General features: G+C 73.4%; 15 protein-coding genes. 7 read left to right on the top strand and 8 right to left on the bottom strand.

The genetic code is table 11. The features are described from left to right. Entirely contained in the window at positions 1–393 is a 393-nt protein-coding gene (locus tag SM611_RS26185; protein WP_371952728.1) for a Fur family transcriptional regulator, read from the bottom strand. Between the two features lie 437 nt (positions 394–830). Between SM611_RS26185 and SM611_RS26190 the strand changes: the two genes are divergently transcribed. After that, positions 831–2,072, top strand: a complete 1,242-nt coding sequence (locus SM611_RS26190; RefSeq protein ID WP_371952628.1) for a coiled-coil domain-containing protein — start codon at positions 831–833, stop codon at positions 2,070–2,072. A gap of 42 nt (positions 2,073–2,114) precedes the next feature. On the opposite strand, the gene SM611_RS26195 is transcribed toward SM611_RS26190, so the two are convergent. Beyond that, complete coding sequence (locus SM611_RS26195; RefSeq protein WP_371952630.1) at positions 2,115–2,612, bottom strand: SRPBCC family protein; 498 nt, start codon at positions 2,610–2,612, stop codon at positions 2,115–2,117. Between the two features lie 86 nt (positions 2,613–2,698). Here SM611_RS26195 and SM611_RS26200 point away from each other — a divergent pair, with 86 nt between their 5' ends. Then, positions 2,699–3,415 carry a TetR/AcrR family transcriptional regulator gene (locus SM611_RS26200; RefSeq protein ID WP_371952631.1) on the top strand — a complete coding sequence of 239 codons (717 nt, stop codon included), beginning with the start codon at positions 2,699–2,701 and terminating at the stop codon, positions 3,413–3,415. An 18-nt stretch (positions 3,416–3,433) separates the two neighbouring features. Here SM611_RS26200 and SM611_RS26205 read toward each other — a convergent pair whose 3' ends face one another. Further along, a complete protein-coding gene (locus SM611_RS26205) occupies positions 3,434–5,140 on the bottom strand; it encodes an FAD-dependent oxidoreductase (protein WP_371952633.1) in 1,707 nt (568 codons plus the stop codon). Positions 5,141–5,504: 364 nt separating this feature from the next. Between SM611_RS26205 and SM611_RS26210 the strand changes: the two genes are divergently transcribed. From SM611_RS26210 to SM611_RS26220, 3 genes are all read left to right on the top strand, one after another. After that, complete coding sequence (locus tag SM611_RS26210) at positions 5,505–5,858, top strand: hypothetical protein (protein WP_371952635.1); 354 nt, start codon at positions 5,505–5,507, stop codon at positions 5,856–5,858. Positions 5,859–6,268: 410 nt separating this feature from the next. Continuing rightward, the gene (locus SM611_RS26215) at positions 6,269–7,522 is read left to right on the top strand and encodes a PucR family transcriptional regulator (protein WP_371952637.1); all 1,254 of its coding nucleotides are present in this window, start codon (positions 6,269–6,271) and stop codon (positions 7,520–7,522) included. Beyond that, positions 7,519–8,109 carry a DUF4232 domain-containing protein gene (locus tag SM611_RS26220; protein ID WP_371952638.1) on the top strand — a complete coding sequence of 197 codons (591 nt, stop codon included), beginning with the start codon at positions 7,519–7,521 and terminating at the stop codon, positions 8,107–8,109. Before SM611_RS26215 ends, SM611_RS26220 begins: the two co-directional genes overlap by 4 nt. Before the next feature lies 1 nt (position 8,110). Here the strand turns inward: SM611_RS26220 and SM611_RS26225 are convergent, their stop codons facing one another. Both SM611_RS26225 and SM611_RS26230 read right to left on the bottom strand, forming a co-directional pair. Beyond that, positions 8,111–8,992, bottom strand: coding sequence for an SCO6745 family protein (locus tag SM611_RS26225; protein ID WP_371952639.1), 882 nt, complete (start codon positions 8,990–8,992; stop codon positions 8,111–8,113). A 58-nt stretch (positions 8,993–9,050) separates the two neighbouring features. Continuing rightward, a complete protein-coding gene (locus tag SM611_RS26230) occupies positions 9,051–10,190 on the bottom strand; it encodes a hypothetical protein (RefSeq protein ID WP_371952641.1) in 1,140 nt (379 codons plus the stop codon). Positions 10,191–10,450: 260 nt separating this feature from the next. On the opposite strand from SM611_RS26230, the gene SM611_RS26235 reads away from it, so the two are divergent. Then, positions 10,451–10,852, top strand: a complete 402-nt coding sequence (locus SM611_RS26235; protein WP_371952642.1) for an ATP-binding protein — start codon at positions 10,451–10,453, stop codon at positions 10,850–10,852. Positions 10,853–10,886: 34 nt separating this feature from the next. Here the strand turns inward: SM611_RS26235 and SM611_RS26240 are convergent, their stop codons facing one another. Then, on the bottom strand, positions 10,887–12,488 hold the full coding sequence (locus SM611_RS26240; RefSeq protein WP_371952644.1) for an AMP-binding protein: 1,602 nt from the start codon (positions 12,486–12,488) through the stop codon (positions 10,887–10,889). A 94-nt stretch (positions 12,489–12,582) separates the two neighbouring features. Continuing rightward, the gene (locus tag SM611_RS26245) at positions 12,583–14,142 is read right to left on the bottom strand and encodes an MDR family MFS transporter (protein ID WP_371952645.1); all 1,560 of its coding nucleotides are present in this window, start codon (positions 14,140–14,142) and stop codon (positions 12,583–12,585) included. Between the two features lie 151 nt (positions 14,143–14,293). Here SM611_RS26245 and SM611_RS26250 point away from each other — a divergent pair, with 151 nt between their 5' ends. Beyond that, on the top strand, positions 14,294–14,965 hold the full coding sequence (locus SM611_RS26250; protein WP_371952647.1) for a TetR/AcrR family transcriptional regulator: 672 nt from the start codon (positions 14,294–14,296) through the stop codon (positions 14,963–14,965). A 12-nt stretch (positions 14,966–14,977) separates the two neighbouring features. Here SM611_RS26250 and SM611_RS26255 read toward each other — a convergent pair whose 3' ends face one another. After that, positions 14,978–16,102, bottom strand: coding sequence for a thiamine pyrophosphate-dependent enzyme (locus tag SM611_RS26255; protein WP_371952649.1), 1,125 nt, complete (start codon positions 16,100–16,102; stop codon positions 14,978–14,980). Positions 16,103–16,182 lie beyond the last annotated feature (80 nt).

Consider the following 16,182-nt stretch of genomic DNA (forward strand, 5'->3'; position numbering starts at 1 on the left):
TCAGGTGGGACAGTCGGAGCAGATGCCCCAGTAGACGACCTCGGCCTCGTCGATCAGGTAGCCGCGGTCGTCGGAGGCGGTCAGGCAGGGGGCATCCCCGACGGCGCAGTCGACGTCGGCGATGGCGCCGCAGGACCGGCACACCACGTGGTGGTGGTTGTCGCCGGTCCGCGACTCGTAGCGCGCCACGGAGCCGGAGGGCTGGATGCGCCGCACCAGCCCCGCCGCCGTCAGGACGCGCAGCGAGTCGTACACGGTCTGGTGGGACACCTTGGGGAGGTCCGTGCGCACGGTCCCGATGATCGAGTCGGTGTCGGCATGCGGATGCGCGTGCACCGCGCGCAGCACCGCGACCCGCGGCCGGGTCACCCTCAGGGCGGCCCCGCGCAGCATCTCCTGGAACTCCAAGGCGGTCGCCACGGCAGACAGACTGGCTCACTATCTGGAGTCAGTCAAGATTAGGAGCCGTCCAAGTTTGGGACGGGTCGCCGGGGCCGTCCCGTGCACCGGCCACCAGCAGGCCGGCGCCGCCTGGACGGCACGATTCCGCAGGTCAAAGGCTATGCAGGCCAACTCGACTCCTGGCGGCGGACCCGCCGGCGAGTCGGCTCGACCCCGCCCTGACACCGCACGCGGGGGCGCTTTCAGCAGCGGCACGGCGAACACATTTTGCCCCCATTTGGGCATACACGGACACCGGCAATGCCTCCCACGGCGCCGCCGCCCCCGGCTTCGATCGACTCCGGAACCCCGCCCCGGGGCAGTTCGGCCAAAGGAACAGCTTCCACAGGTAGGGGGTGCAAATCGGGGCGTTTCACTAGGATGCTCGCGTGCGCGAAGATCAAGAGGTCCCGGACGACGGCGTACTGACCGCGCCGCTCCTGCCCGCGGGCGAAGGTCCCGGCGAGGACGAGCACGCGGAGGTGGCCGTGCAGCGCGACGCGAACGCGATTCCCGAGGTCGATCCCGCCCCGGTCCGGGCGTTCGGCCAGGACGTCGAGCGGCTCGCGGCGAGCGTGGCGCAGCTCGCCGTGCTCGCCTCCACGCTGGGCGACCGGCTGGACGGCGAGGTCCGCGGTGCCCTGGACAGTGCCGAGCGGGCCCTGGACGAGGCGCGCGGCGCGCGGCAGGAGTCGGCGGACGCGGACAAGCGCGCCGAGGAGGCCGAGGCCCGTGCCGCGGCCGCGGCCGCGGAGGCCGCGAAGGCGCGCGAGGAGTTCGAGAAGGGGCTGGCCGCCGCGAAGGCGAGCGTCACCGCGGCGCAGGAGAGCGAGGCCAACGCGTGGAAGGAGGCCGGGGCTCACCAGCAGGCCCGCGCCACGTCCGCGAACGAGGCCGCGAACGCCGAGGGGCTGCGCAAGCGCGCCGAGGCGGCCTGGAGCACCGAGCACCAGGCGCGCAACGACGCCGAGCGCGAGCGCGACGAGCTGGCCGCGCGGTTGTCGGCCGAGCAGAGCGCGCTGGCCGCGGCCCGCTCCGATCTCGCGGACGTCCGGGCGGAGCTGGCGGAGGCCCGGTCCAAGCTGGAGGCCGCCGCCGATGCGGAGCGGCGGCTGCGGGCGGAGCTGAGCGTCGTCCAAGGCGAGGTCGCGGGGCTGACCGTGGAGCGGAACGCCGCCGCGAGCCGGGCGGAGGAGCAGGCCACCCGCGCGAAGCGCGCCGAGGGGCTCGCCGACTCCGCGGAGGAGCGCATCCTCGCCGCGATGACGCGCGCCGACCGGGCCGAGCAGCGCGCGGACGCCGCGGAGGAGCGCGCCGACGCCGCCGAGGTCCGCATCGACCGGGACGCGGCGACCGTCCGCGCGCTGCAGGACACCCTGCGGGCGGCGCTGGACCTGCCGTCCGTGGAGGACCTGGAGGACGGCCGCGGCGTGCGCGTGGGCGAGTCGGGCGCGGTCACCGCCCGGCTGGGCGGGCTCGTCGGCGTCGACCAGGTCCCGGAGGTGATGGACGGCGAGTTGGCCGGACGGTTCGCCCGCGCGATCCTGGCCGTCCGCGTCCACCAGGCCACCCACCGCCCCGCCCTGGAAGACCCCGCCGAGCCCTTCGAGGACACCCCGCCCGAGGACTGACCCGCCCCCGGCGAGGAGTGGTGCCCCGCCGAGCCGGTCGGGTCATGACGCCGGCCGGGCCTCTTCTGAAGGCCGGTTCTCCATGCGGGCTTTGAGGCGGTCCAGGGTCGTCGCTATGTTCGCGCGGTTCAGGGCCGGGCGGTTGATCGTGCCGGTGACCGCCAGGGCGAGCGGGACGAACCACACCGGGATGCGGGCCCAGTTGGTCTCGGTCACCACGCAGGTTCCGTCGCCGGCGGGCTCGACGTCGTACCGCCAGCGGGAGATCGGGACGCCGAAGCCGGTGGCGACGTCGTAGCCGAAGCTCCGCCCGGGACGCAGCTCGACGACCTCGCAGACCGTGCGCCAGCTGCGCCTGCCGTGCCGGTTGAGGCCCTCGAACCGGGCGCCGAGGGCGGCCTCGGCGGCCCCGTCCAGCCAGCGGACGGACTGGAGTTCGGCGGCGAGGCCCGCCATGGCGACCGGGTCGGCGACCACCGCGAACACCTCGTCGGCCGGGGCGTCGATCGTCACCGTTCCGCGTGCGAAGAGCCTGTCCATGGTGCCCTCCAGGGAGCGTGGACGGGAGCCCGGGTGCGGGCGCCCGGCTGCCTTATAACATTGTTATGAGAAGGTATAACATTGTCATGGCGGGACGTCCAGGGGAGGATGCGCGGCGGCGGCTCGTCGACGCGGGGATCCGGCTGCTGGAACGGGACGGCCCCGAGGCGCTCAACGCCCGCCGGCTGGCCGCGGAGATCGGCGCGTCCACCATGGCCGTCTACACCCACTTCGGCGGCATGGCGGGCCTGCACGAGGCGATCATGAAGGAGGAGTTCGTCCGTTTCGGGCGCCACCTGCACGCGGTCCCCCGGACGGACGACCCGGTCGCCGACCTGCTGGCGCTGGGCCTCGCCTACCGGGACTTCGTGCTCGCCAACCCGCAGCGCTACCGGTTCATGATCGGTCTCACCGGGCCGGGGGCGCACCCGCCGATCGGGCACGACCTGATCGGGGAGGGCACGCCGACCACCCTGCCGGAGGTGAACGCGGTCTTCGAGCAGAACGTGGAGACCGTGCGCCGCGTCATGGCGGCCGGGCGGATCCGCCGCGACGACCCCGTCCCCGTCGCCGCGCAGATCTGGAGCATGCTGCACGGCTACGTGCTGCTGGAGACCATCGGGGTGTTCGGGCGCGACGGGGTGCCCACGGTCCTCGCACCGGCCGCGGTCAACCTGCTGGTCGGGCTCGGCGACCGGCCCGAGGCGGCCGAGGGGTCGCTGCGCTCGCTCGCGTCCGCCGCCGAAGCGCCGGCGCCGGCGCCCCGGCCGAAGGTCCGGCCGGGCCGCCGCCCGCGCGCCTGACCGGAGGCGGGCCGCCGGTCAGGGCAGCCGGAGGGCGGCGGGGGCGGTCGGCGGGACGGCCGGGGTCTCCGGCATGACCCGGTCGATCCGGCGGTAGGCGGTGCCGGGGGCGGGGCGCGGGTCCTTCTCGCCGCGGTTCGGCCAGTACGCCATGGCGCGTTCGGCCTGGGCGGTGATGGTGAGGGACGGGTTGACCCCGAGGTTCGCGGTGACGGCTGAGCCGTCCACGATGTGCAGGCCGGGGTGCCCGTGGACGCGGTGGTACGGGTCGATCACACCGTCCTCGGCGGTCTCGCCGATGACGCAGCCGCCGATGAAGTGCGCGGTCGTCGGGATGTTGAACAGGTCGAACCAGGTGCCGCCGGGGGTGGCGTCGAGTTCCTCGGCGAGCATCCGGACGGCGTCGTGGGCGACGGGGATCCAGGTCGGGTTGGGCTCGCCGTCGCCCTGCCGCGCGACGAGCCTGCGGCGGCCGAGGCGGCCCCGCTTCTCCCCGATGGTGATCGAGTTGTCGGCGGTCTGCATGACGAGGGCGATGACGGTCCGCTTGGCCCAGTCCCTGAGGGAGAGGCCGCGCAGGATGATCGTCGGGTGCCGGGCGGCCTGGCCGAGGAACTTCAGCCAGCGGGGCGCGCCGCCGCCGTCGACCAGCAGCGTCCGGATGACGCCCATCGCGTTGTTGCCCGCCCCGTACCGGGTGGGCTCGATGTGGGTCTTCTCGTCGGGGTGGAAGGACGAGGTGATGGCGAGCCCGGTGCTGTGGTCGACGTCCTTCTTGCGGTGCCACACCGTCATGCGCTCGACGCCGAGGAGCGCCTCGGAGTTGGTGCGGGTGAGTTCGCCGAGGCGGGGCGACAGGTTCGGGAGCCGGCCGGCCGCGCGCATCCGGTGCAGGAGCCGCTGCGTCCCGTACGTCCCGGCGGCGAGGACGACGTGCTCGGCGGTCAGCGTCCGGCGGCGCTTGCGCAGCGGCGTGGTCCTCTCCAGGCCGACCTCGTACCCGCCGGACGCGGCGGGCTTCAGGGACGTGACGGTCGTGTCCGGGATGACCTGGACGCCCGCCTTCTCCGCCAGGTACAGGTAGTTCTTCGTCAGCATGTTCTTCGCGCCGACCTTGCAGCCGATCATGCAGGAGCCGCAGCCGGTGCAGGTGGTCCGGCGCGGGCCGGCGCCGCCGAAGTACGGGTCGTCGGCGTCCTCGCCCGGCTTCTCGCCGAAGAACACGCCGACGGGCGTCGGGTGGTAGGTGTCGCCGGCGCCCATGCGGTCCGCGACGCGCTTCATCGCCTCGTCGGCCGGGGTGACGAGGGGGTTCGTGGTGACGCCGAGCATGCGGCGGGCCTGGTCGTAGAACGGCTTCAGCTCGTCCTGCCAGTCGGTGATGTGGCCCCACTGGCGGTCCTTGAAGAACGGCTCCGGCGGGACGTACAGGGTGTTCGCGTAGACGAGGGACCCGCCGCCCACACCCGCGCCGGCCAGCACCAGGACGCCGGCCTCGCCGCCGACCAGGTGGACGCGCTGGATGCCCCGCATCCCGAGGCGCGGGGCCCACACGTACTTGCGCAGCCGCCAGGACGTCTTGGGGAGCGTGTCCTCGTCGAACCGGCGCCCCGCCTCGATCACGGCGACCCGGTACCCCTTCTCGGCCAGCCGCAGCGCCGACACGCTGCCGCCGAACCCGGAGCCCACCACGATCACGTCGAAGTCGAAGCCGTCACCGGACATTGCGCACCGCCTCCCGGTGGAGATCACGAAGGCCCCGAGTGTGGCCCTCCGCTGCATCGTCCGCCATGTACACGGAGCAACGATTCGGATACACATTTGTCACCTAAGTGATAAACGCCGGGCGGCGGACGGCCGGCAGACCGGCGCCGCGCTTGCCGGGCTGCGCGTGCAGGGCCGGCGCCAATGAATTCTTCCCGCGACGAACCGCGCGCCACAGAAGCCGGACGCGGACTCCTCCATTCGCGGATGACATGTTCTCCGCCCGCCGCCGGAATTGCCGTGCGCCGCGACGGACCGGACCGGGCGGACGCGGCGGCCGGCCACCGGATATCGTCAAGGCCCCATCCCGCTGGAAGGACCCCCAGTGAACCGACGTCATCTGGCGGCTCTGCTGCTCGTCCCGGCACTGGCGATGACCGCCGCCTGCGGTGGCGGCGACGAGGCCAAGCCGTCCACGTCCCGGCAGGCCACCACGGGCGGCGAGGCGTCCGCGCCGGCCGGGGCCGGCGCCGGGGACTCCGCCCAGGGCGGCGCGGTGAAGGCGCCCGGCGCGGCGCCGTCCTCCGCTCCGCCCAAGGTCGTCAACGCGTTCGTCGCCTGCATGCGCAAGCAGGGCGTCAAGATGCCGAACGACACGAGCACCTGGCGTCCCGACCCGCAGGACGGCCGCACCCAGAAGGCCCTCTTGACCTGCATGAAGTCCAGCGGAGCCGGGTGAGCCCACCGGGTCGCGCGGCGCTCGCGGCAGCGGCGTCCACCGGCGCCGAACGTGAATCTTTCTCTATTATTCGCCGACGGTTTTCCGTTCCCGGGCAGCGGACAATCGGGGCGGCGCGCTGTTTCGACGCCCGCCCGGAGACCCGGACGGCCGTACGGATGCCAAAGTTATAAATCGGCGAGTAACGCGTTTCTTGTTTTGTTCCCTGGGGCTACAGAATGCTCCCGGTGGCTCTGCGTACCGTCGAAGTGTCCCGGACCGCGGAAGGACCGGCGCACGAGGCTCCGCCGACCGTCGCGCGCCACCCCCGCGGCCTCGCTCTACCGCAGCCGGGCACCGGCCGGGCCGGGCGGGCCGCACCGCCCCGCTCGGCCGCGTCCCGGTCGCGCACGCGGTGACGGAGGTGTCCGATGAGCAGAGCCCTCGACCGCGCGGATCTCGCCGACCGCCCGGCCCCGCTTCCGCCGCTGCTCGTCCGGCTGATGCGGCTGGAAATGCCCAGCCTCTCCGAGGAGATCGTCGCCGAGATCCGGCGCGCCGTCCCCGAGTACGCCCGCCCGCTCGACGGCCCCTACGGACACGTGCTGCGGCGCAGCGTGGAGCGCAACCTCGCGGCGTTCGTCGACCGGGTCGCGGCGCCCGGCCCGGCCGAGATGAGCGACGACTGCGCCGGGACGGCCCGGATGCTCGGCCAGTACGAGGCGCACGAGGGCCGCGGCATGGACGCGCTCCAGGCGGCCTACCGCATCGGCGGCCAGGTCGCGTGGCGCCGCGTCATGCGCGTCGCGCCCCGGCACGACATCTCCGCGGCCGTCATGTCGCGGCTCGCCGACGCCCTCTTCGCCTACCTGGACGAGCTGGCCGCGCTGTCGCTCGACGGGTACCGGCAGGCCAGGGCGCGCCCGATCCCCGCGCTGGACGAGCGGCGCCGCCGCCTGCTGCGGGTGCTCCTGGACGGTCCGGAGGCCGAGGTCGCCGAGGTCGCCGAGGCGGCCGGGTGGCCCGTCCCCGCCGGGGTCACGCTCGTCGCCGTCGAGCCCGACGCCCGCTGCGAGTGGACGTCCCTCGACGAGGACGTCCTCGCCGACGTGGAATGCGCCGCCCCGCACCTTCTCATCCCGGGCCCGTTCACGCCGGAGCGCCGCGCCATGCTGGACAGGGCGCTGCCGGCCCGGCGCGCCGCGGTCGGCCTCACCATGCCGGCCGGCCAGGCGGCCGACTCGCTCCGCTGGGCCCGGCGGGCGCTCGGCCTCCTTCTCGACGGCGTCCTCGACGGCCCGGTGGCGCTGTGCGAGGACCACCTCGTGACGCTGTGGCTGCTGGCCGACCCGGCGCTGGTCGAGGAGCTGGCCCAGCGGCGCCTCGCCGTCCTGGACGGCATGACGCCCGGCCAGCGGGACCGGCTGACCGAGACGCTGCGGACCTGGCTCGTCACCCGCGGCACCGCCGCCGAGATCGCCGCCCTGCTGCACATCCACCCGCAGACCGTCCGGTACCGGATGCGCAAGATCGAGCGGATCTTCGGCGCGGAGCTGGCCGACCCGGAGGCGCGGTTCGGCATCGAGGTCGTCCTCCGCGCGAGGCACCTGCGGGACCGCGCCGGCGGCGGGCCTGCCCTCCCCGACACGAGACGTCCACATTCGTCTGTAATGATCCCCAGGTGACACCGACCCGGCGGACCCTGACCCCGCTCCTCGTCGCGGCGGCACTGCTCGGCGCGGCCGGCTGCGGCACCGAGACGGCGCCGTCCGCGATCCCGTCCGCGCCCTACCCGGTGCTGCCGACCAGCCAGGCGCCGCCGGAGCTACGGCGGACGCCGGCCCCGCCCGTCTGCACGCCCGAGGGCATCAGCATCGGGATGGGCACGCCCGACGCCGCGATGGGCCTGCGCGCCGCGACGATCACGCTGCGCAACTGCGGCGACCGCCCCTACACGCTGGACGGCTACCCGGCCCTGCGCGTCCTCGGCGAGGACCGGCAGCCGTTCGACGTGAGGATCGTGCGCGGCACCACGCAGATCAAGGACGCCGGGCCGAAGCCGCTCACGGTCCGTCCCGGCCGGACGGCCGTGTTCGGGATCGTCTGGCGCAACCTGGTCACCGACCCGACCACCACGGCCGTCGCCGGCAGGTACCTGGAGGTGCGCCCGGCGCCGGGACGGCCGGTCGTCATCGTCGAGGCCGACGGGCCCATCGACCTCGGCAACACCGGCCGCCTGGAGGAGACCGCCTGGGGCCCGCCGCGCGGCTGACTCAGCGGGGCGGCGCCGGGACCTTGCCGATGCCGAGCGTGTTGCTCGCGGGCATCAGCCCGGTCTCCAGCACCTTGACCAGGATCGGCATGGTGAGCCCCGCGAGCCGGTCGGCCTTGTCGGGGCCGAGCGTCCGCCACGGCGCGTAGGCGAGGTCGTCGGTCATCCGCTCGACGGACTCGCGCAGCTCGCGTCCCCTGCCGGTCGCGGCGCCGTCGGCGTCGACGAGGCCGCGGGACGCGAGGCGGTCGCGGGCGGCGGCCCACTCGCCGTCCGTCCAGCCCCGGCTCGCGAACGTCTCCACCGGCGCGGCGCCGATCGCGGCGAACGAGACCAGCGCCTCGGCCGGGTCGAGCCCGTGTGCGAGAAGCGCGGCGACGTGGCCGTCCCCGCGCTGCTCGCGCAGGATGCCGATCGCGTGCCACAGGACGAGGTGCGGCTCGTCCGGCCAGGGCAGGTCGGCGTTCGCGGCGGCGATCGGGCGCCCGGCGGTGCCGGCCTCCTCGGCGGCGGCGCGGGCGAGCGCGGCGGCTTCGGCGAGGTCCGGCGAGCCGATGCCGTCGCCGAGGAGCGCGCGGTACATGCGGTCGACGGCGCGCGTCCGGGCCTCGAGGACGCGCTCGGGCGGCGCGATCGTCCAGGCGGCGGGGACGTGCTCGGCGACCATCCGCGGGCTGAAGCTGTAGAAGGCGGACGCCACCCGCTCGGGACCGGCGGCGCCGAGCGGCGCGGCGCGCCAGGCGAAGTAGCTGGGCCAGCGGGGGTCGACCGCGTATCCGAGCGCCGCCGCCTCGGCGAACACGTCGGGCGAGTACCAGAACAGGGCGTGCACGGGTTCGAGCTGGTGCCACATCCGCCGTGCCAGGCCCGGGTCATCCGTCATCGCCGGCTCCTTACCGTCGGGAACACCCCCACCCTATCTTGACAATGACAAGATTGCATCAGCCGAGCTGCGACGGGTACGCGCCCGACCCCTCCCAGCGCCCGTCCGCCCCGAGCGGCACCGGCCACCCGCCGGGCCGAGCACTGATCCGCGGCGGCGGCACCGCGAGCGCCTGCGGCCGGGCGCGTTCCGCCGCAGGTTGGAGGCCCGGCGGCGTGAAGGGATACGCGGGGAAGGGCCGAGGCCGCTCCGGCCGCTGGCCGGCGGTGCGGGCGGCGGCGGGACGCGCCGGCCGTGCCCGGCGCTCGTGGCGGGGGAAGGCCGACAGCGCCAGGACGGCCAGGCCGACGCCCGCGACGCGCAGCATGAGCGGCGCCGACTCGCGCGGCCACGGCTCCCCGTACAGCAGCGTGGCCGACAGCAGCAGATGCGTCTTCGCGGTGACCGTGACGACGGTGACGGTGATCATCAGCCGGCAGCGCTGCAGGCCGATCGACAGCTGACCGAGGCCGAGGACGCCCGCGAGGAGGAACAGGTACGGGTGCGGCGAGGCCAGCACGTCCGTCCCCCGGCCGTCGGCGAGCATCATCGCCATGCCCTGCCCGAAGACCTCGGTGGCGCCGAGCAGGACGCCCGCGCCGATCCCGTAGGCGATGCCGGTCAGCGGACGCGCGTGCCGCCCGCTCACCATGCGGTCGCGCACGCAGAGCATCCAGAGCGGCAGGACCAGCGACGGCACGAACACGAGCGCCGCCTTCCCCAGCGGGAGCGCGCCGGCCGTCTCGGCGCCGCCCGTCCGGTGCAGCGCGTCGGACAAGGACTCGCCGGGGCCGGGCAGCACCGACAGCGCCGCGGTGGTCATCGCGGCCACCGTGATGAGGACGGCGAGCCACTCCCGCGCCGTGGGCCGCTCGCCGAATCCGCTCATCCCGACGACCAGCAGCGGGACGAGGCCGAGGCCGTAGGCGGGCAGGGTCGCGACCACCGGCAGCGTGACGAGCGCGAAGGCGGAGAGGGCGAAGCCCGCGAGCAGCACCGCGACCGCGGCGAACCAGCGCGGGCTGCGCACCAGCCGTCCGGCGGCGTGCAGCGGGTGCCGGCCCCCGATCGGGCTCATCCGCCCGGTCGCCGTTTTGAACAGGACGTAGGCGACGATGTAAACGGCCTGCGCGGCGCAGGCGAGAACGACCGCGTGCATGGCGCACCTCCGGGACAGACGCTGTCCTTCGCCCCACCCGGCGAAAAACGCTGCCGAAACGGATGGTGACACAAGGAGGGCCTGCGCTGATTCTCGCCAAGGGACGGAGAAAACACCCGGTTTGTGGGCCTCGGTGAGTATTCTTCGGCCGCGCTGTCCCGGAAAGGCCAAGATCAGTACACAGGTCGCATTGCCGATCACGCACCGCAGGTGAATGATTGCGGTGCGCTGTCTCAATCGATTTCAGATGTGGTGATGCATTGGCCCCGGGGATGGAACGGCTCGGCGAAGCGTTCGGCTTCGACGGCGGCGGTGACGGCGGCCGCCGCGCCCGCCGGATCGTCCGCGAGCGCGCCGCGAAGGTCATCGCGGACGAGGAGCTCCTCGACGACGTCGAGCTGATGACGGCGGAGGCGGTCGCCAACGCCGTCCTGCACGGCTCCGGGTCCGTCACCGTGACGGTCGCGACCGACGGCCGCGTCCTGCGCGTCGAGGTCGTCGACGACGGGCCCGCCGGCGACGGCCCGGCCGGCGCCGACCCGCACGGCCGCCGCCGCCTCGACCACGGACGCGGGCTGACCGTCATCGACGCGCTCGCCGGCGAGTGGGGCCTGGACCAGGCCCCCGGCCGCACCCGCCTCTGGTTCACCGTGACGCCCTGACGGGCGCGACGGGCGCGCTATGACGGCGGTCGCGCTATGACGAGGTCAGGGAGCGGCGGAGGATCTTGCCGGTGGCGTTGCGGGGCAGCGCGTCCAGGAAGTGGACGTCGCGCGGGACGGCGAAGCGCGCCAGATGCTCGCGGACGTGGGCGCGGACGGCGTCGGCGTCCAGCGCCTCCCCCTCGCGCAGGACGACGTAGGCGGCGGCGCGCTGCCCGAAGTCCTCGTCCGGGACGCCGACGACGGCCACCTCGCGGATCTGCGGCAGCTTCTCCAGGACCTCCTCGATCGCGGCCGGGAACACGTTCTCCCCGCCCGAGACGATCATGTCGTCGTCGCGGCCCTGGACGAACAGCCGGCCGTCCGCGTCGAGGTGGCCGACGTCGCCGAGACTCATCAGGCCGTCCCGCATCTCCTTCGTGTCGCCGCCCGTGTACCCGGCGAACAGGAGGTCGTTGGCGGCGAAGATACGGCCGGTGACGCCGGGCGGGACGGGGCGTCCCTCCTCGTCCAGGATCGCGACCCTCGTCCCAGGCGGCGGCGTCCCGGCGGTGTCGGGGCGGGCGCGCAGGTCGGCGGGCGTGGCGATGGTCACCCAGGACGCCTCCGTCGACCCGTACAGGTTGTAGAGGACGTCGCCGAACTCGTCCATGAACGCGGTGGCGAGCGTGGCGGGAAGGGCCGAGCCGCTCAGCGCGGCGATCCGCATCGAGGACGTGTCGTACTTGCGCCGCACGGACTCCGGGACGTCCAGGATGCGCTGCAGCATGACGGGCACGGCGACGAGCGCCGTCGCGCGGGTGGCGTCGAGGGTGCGGAGGGTCTGCTCGGGGTCGAAGCGGGTCCGCAGGACGATCGTGGCGCGCAGCGAGATCGCGGCCTGGAGCATCGCGTAGCCCCAGGTGTGGAACAGCGGCGCCTCGATGAACATCCGCTCGTGCACCCGGTACGGGATGCGGGACAGGATCGAGACGAGCGGCGACAGCCCCGGGCGCGAGTGCCGGTCGGCGCCCTTGGGCAGGCCGGTCGTGCCCGAGCTGAGGACGATCGTCCGGCCCGCCTTCGCCGGCGGGTCGATCGGCCCGGCGGGCGCGGCGGCGATGGCCTTCTCCAGCTCCGACCCGGTCCCCCCGGCCGTGATGACGTGCACGGTCTTCGGCACGCCCGCGAGGAACCCGGCGAACTCCGCGTCGGCGATCACGACCTCGATCTCCTGCCGCCGCAGGACGGTGAGCAGCTGCTCGGTGCTCATCCCCGTGTTGAGCAGGACGAGGTCGGAGCCGCGCTTGCTGCACGCGACGAGCGCCTCGACCATGCCCCGGTGGTTGCGGCACAGCACCGCGACGCGGGGCGCGTCGTTGAACCGGCCGAGCGCGGCGGCGAGCCGGTCGGTGCGGGCGTCGAGTTCGCCGTAGGTCAGCTCCCCGGCGTCGTCGATGATCGCGACGACGCCGGGGTCGCGGGCGGCGGCGGACACGACCGTCCCGCCGAGCAGGGTGCCCCAGCGGCGCAGGGCGGCGAGCTGGCGGACGACCTTCAGCGGCGGTCCGGGGCGCCACAGCCCGCTCCGCGCGAACATGCCGCCCGCCCGCACGGCCGCCGCCGCGCGCTGCCCGAACTCCGATCGTCCGCTCATCTACCGCCTCCGTCGCGAGTGTCCCGATACCGACCGTACGCAACGCGGCTTCCCTGCTCTTCTGTCCCAACCCAGCTCTTCGGCCGGGCCGTTATCAAGAACCTGACAACGAACCGTCCTTCACGGCCGGTGCGGGACCGCCCGCCTTGGCGGGTTCCACCAGGTCGAGGCTGTCGCGCAGCCTGACCGGCTTGAGCATCGCCGCCGCGATGATGCCGACGACCGCGATACCCGCGGACACCAGGAAGATGTGCCCGGTCGCGTCCCCGTACGCGGCCCGGACGACCTCCCGCACGGGCGCGGGCAGCGCCGCGATGTCGAGGTTGCCGGCGTCGCCGCCGCCCGCCGTCGGGTCGACGCCGAGCCGCCGCAGCCCGTCGGCGATCTTGCCGGCGACCTGGTTGGCGAGGACCGCGCCGAGGACGGAGACCCCGACCGTCCCGCCGAGGGAGCGGAAGAACGTGACGGTCCCGCTCGCGGCGCCGATCTCGTGCAGGTGGACGGAGTTCTGCACGACGAGGACCAGGTTCTGCATCGTCGTCCCGACCCCGACGCCGATCAGGAACATCCCGACGCCGAGGAAGACCAGCGAGGTCGTGTGGTCGATGGTGGCCAGCATCCCGAACCCGGCGGTCAGCACGACCGTCCCGAACAGGATGTACGGCTTGACCTTGCCGGTCTTGGTGGCGAGCCGTCCGGCGATCGTGGACGCGCCGAACACGCCGAGCATCATCGGGAACGTCAGCAGGCCCGCCTTGGTCGGGCTGTAGCCGCGTCCGATCTGGAAGTACTGGCCGAGGAACACGGCGCCGCCGAACATGGCCATGCCGACCGCGAGGCTCGCGATGATCGCGAGCGCGGTGTTGCGGCGCGCGACGATGTCCAGCGGGACGATCGGCTCCGCCGCCCGCGACTCGACCCACACGGCCGCCGCCAGCAGCAGGACGCCGCCGCCCGCCATCGCGGCCGTCTCCCAGGACAGCCACGGGAAGTGCTCGCCGACGAACGTGACCCAGATGAGCAGGACGCTCACGCCGGCGGCGATCAGCGTCGCCCCCGCGTAGTCGATCTTCACGTCCGGGCGCCGGATGACCGGCAGCCTCAGGGTCTTCTGCAGCAGCGCGAACGCGACGACGGCGAACGGCACGCCGATGAAGAAGCACCAGCGCCAGCCGAGCCAGGAGTCGACGATCAGGCCGCCGAGCAGCGGCCCGCCGACCGTGGCGACGGCCATCACGCCGCCGAGGTAGCCGTAGTAGCGGCCGCGGTCGCGGGGGCTGATCATCGCGGCCATGATGATCTGGACGAGGATCTGCAGCGCGCCGACGCCGAGGCCCTGCACGGCCCGGAACGCGATGAGCTGCTCGGTGTTCTGCGCGAACCCGGACGCCGCCGACGCCACGATGAAGATCGCGACGCCCGCCTGGAGCAGCCTCTTCTTGTCGTAGAGGTCCGCCAGCTTGCCCCAGATCGGGGTGCTCGCCGTCGACACCAGCAGGGTCGCGGTGACGACCCACGTGTACTGCGACTGGCTGCCCTTGAGGGCGCCGATGATCTGCGGCAGCGCGGTGGACACGACGGTGCTGCTCAGCATCGCCACGAACAGCACCAGCAACAGGCCGCTGAGAGCTTCGAGGACCTGCCGGTGCGACATCGGCGCAGGTCTGGACGGGGCCTGGACGGTCAAGGAACGCCTCCGCGAGAAGTGGGGAACGAGGACTCAACCGCGCGCCACGGGAATCTTATTCCCGCTGGGCAAGTTTTCTCACAGGGAAGTATTTGACGATGGGTAGGCTGGACCGACCATGAAGACGACCGGCGGACTGCGCGAGCACGGCGGCGAGGTGCACGAGCGCGCGAGCGAAGTGCACGAACGCGGAGGCCAGGTGCACCGCAAGGGCGGGCTGCGCGAGCGCAAGAAGGAGGCGACGCGCCGCGCCCTGCACGAGGCCGCGATGCGACTCGCCGTCGAGCACGGCCTGGACGAGGTCACCGTCGAGGCCATCGCCGACGCCGCCGGCGTGTCCCGCCGCACCTTCTCCAACTACTTCGGCGGCAAGGAGGAGGCGCTCCTCTACGGCGGCGAGCAGCGCATGGCCTCCCTGGTGGAGATTTTCGAGTCCCGTCCGCCGGACGAGTCGTCCTGGACGGCGCTGCGCGCTTCGGTCGGCTCCGTCCATGAGCAGTACGGCGAACTCGACCCGCAGTGGGCGGCGCAGCTGCGGCTCGCCCGCAACCACCCGTCCGTCCTGGCCCGGCAGCTCGCCCACTACGCCGAGCTGGAGCGCTCCCTGACCGGGCTGATCGCCGCGCGGGACGGCCTCCCGGCCGGGAGCCTCCGCCCGCGCATCATGGCCGCCGCGTTCATGGCCGCGCTCCGCATCGCCTCGCAGATCTGGATCGAGGAGCGCCCGCACCGCTCGATGCCCGAGGTCGCCGAGGAGACCCTCACCGAGATGGCCCGCGAGTTCGGCTGAGGCTCGCGGCGGTCAGGGCCGGGGGAGGTTGCGGAGGTTGCTGCGGGCCAGGTCGAGCATCCTGCCGACGCCGCCCGTCAGGACGGTCCTGCCCGCGGAGAGCGCGAAGCTCTTCACCTGCTGGGGCGTGATGTGCGGCGGGATGGAGAGGGCGTTCGGGTCGGTGACGACGTCCAGCAGGTACGGGCCGGGCGCGGCGAGGGCCCGCTCCATCACGGTGCGGACGTCGGACGGACGCTCCACGCGCGCCGACTCGATCCCGATCGCCGCGGCGATGGCCGCGTAGTCGACGGCCTCGTGGTCGGTCTCGAAGGCCGGGAAGCCGTCCACCATCATCTCCAGCCGCACCATGCCGAGCGACGCGTTGTCGAACACGATGATCTTCACCGGGATGCGGTGGAGCCGCACGGTGAGGAGCTCGCCGAGCAGCATGCCGAGCCCGCCGTCGCCGGCCAGCGCGACGACCTGGCGTCCCGGCGCGCCGTACTGGGCGCCGATGGCGTGCGGCAGCGCGTTCGCCATGGAGCCGTGGACGAACGAGCCCATCACGCGGCGGCGCCCGTTCGGAGTCAGGTAGCGGGCGGCCCACACGTTGCACATGCCGGTGTCCACGGTGAATATCGCGTCGTCTGCGGCGAGGTCGTCCAGGACGCTCGCGACGTACTCGGGGTGGATCGGGGTGTGCTTCTCGATGTCGCGCGTATAGGCCGAGACGACGTTCTCCAAAGCGCGCGCGTGGCGGTGCAGCATGTCGTCCAGATACGACTGGTCGTGCTTCTGCTCGACCTTGTCCATGACGAGCCTCAGGGTCTCGCCGACGTCGCCATGGATCGCCAGGTCGAGTGGTGTGCGACGGCCCAGTTTCGCTGGGTCGTCGTCCACCTGAATGGTGTTCCTGCCTGGCAGGAACGGGTCGTACGGAAAATCGGTCCCCAGCAGGAGGACGAGGTCGGCGGCCTGCATCGCCTCGTAGCAGGCGCCATAGCCCAGCAGCCCGCTCATCCCCACGTAGAACGGGTTCTCGTACTGGATCCACTCCTTGCCGCGCAGGGCGTGCCCGACCGGCGAGAGCAGCCTGTGCGCCAGCTCCATCACCTCGGTATGCGCGTCCTTGACGCCGGAGCCGCAGAACAGCATCACCCTGCGCGCCCGGTTCAGCGCGTTCGCGAGCTGCTCGACCTGGCCGGACGGTGCCCTGCTGGACGAGGAAGTCGTGC

The sequence above is a fragment of the Actinomadura monticuli genome (assembly GCF_041463655.1).
GTDB lineage: Bacteria > Actinomycetota > Actinomycetes > Streptosporangiales > Streptosporangiaceae > Spirillospora > Spirillospora monticuli.

Bases quoted from the DNA above. Each gene is read 5' to 3' on its own strand.
- SM611_RS26185 (WP_371952728.1), bottom strand. From the start codon at position 393: ATGCTGCGCGGGGCCGCCCTGAGGGTGACCCGGCCGCGGGTCGCGGTG.
- SM611_RS26195 (WP_371952630.1), bottom strand. From the start codon at position 2,612: ATGGACAGGCTCTTCGCACGCGGAACGGTGACGATCGACGCCCCGGCC.
- SM611_RS26200 (WP_371952631.1), top strand. From the start codon at position 2,699: ATGGCGGGACGTCCAGGGGAGGATGCGCGGCGGCGGCTCGTCGACGCG.
- SM611_RS26205 (WP_371952633.1), bottom strand. From the start codon at position 5,140: ATGTCCGGTGACGGCTTCGACTTCGACGTGATCGTGGTGGGCTCCGGG.
- SM611_RS26215 (WP_371952637.1), top strand. From the start codon at position 6,269: ATGAGCAGAGCCCTCGACCGCGCGGATCTCGCCGACCGCCCGGCCCCG.
- SM611_RS26225 (WP_371952639.1), bottom strand. From the start codon at position 8,992: ATGACGGATGACCCGGGCCTGGCACGGCGGATGTGGCACCAGCTCGAA.
- SM611_RS26230 (WP_371952641.1), bottom strand. From the start codon at position 10,190: ATGCACGCGGTCGTTCTCGCCTGCGCCGCGCAGGCCGTTTACATCGTC.
- SM611_RS26240 (WP_371952644.1), bottom strand. From the start codon at position 12,488: ATGAGCGGACGATCGGAGTTCGGGCAGCGCGCGGCGGCGGCCGTGCGG.
- SM611_RS26245 (WP_371952645.1), bottom strand. From the start codon at position 14,142: ATGTCGCACCGGCAGGTCCTCGAAGCTCTCAGCGGCCTGTTGCTGGTG.
- SM611_RS26250 (WP_371952647.1), top strand. From the start codon at position 14,294: ATGAAGACGACCGGCGGACTGCGCGAGCACGGCGGCGAGGTGCACGAG.
- SM611_RS26255 (WP_371952649.1), bottom strand. From the start codon at position 16,102: ATGCTGTTCTGCGGCTCCGGCGTCAAGGACGCGCATACCGAGGTGATG.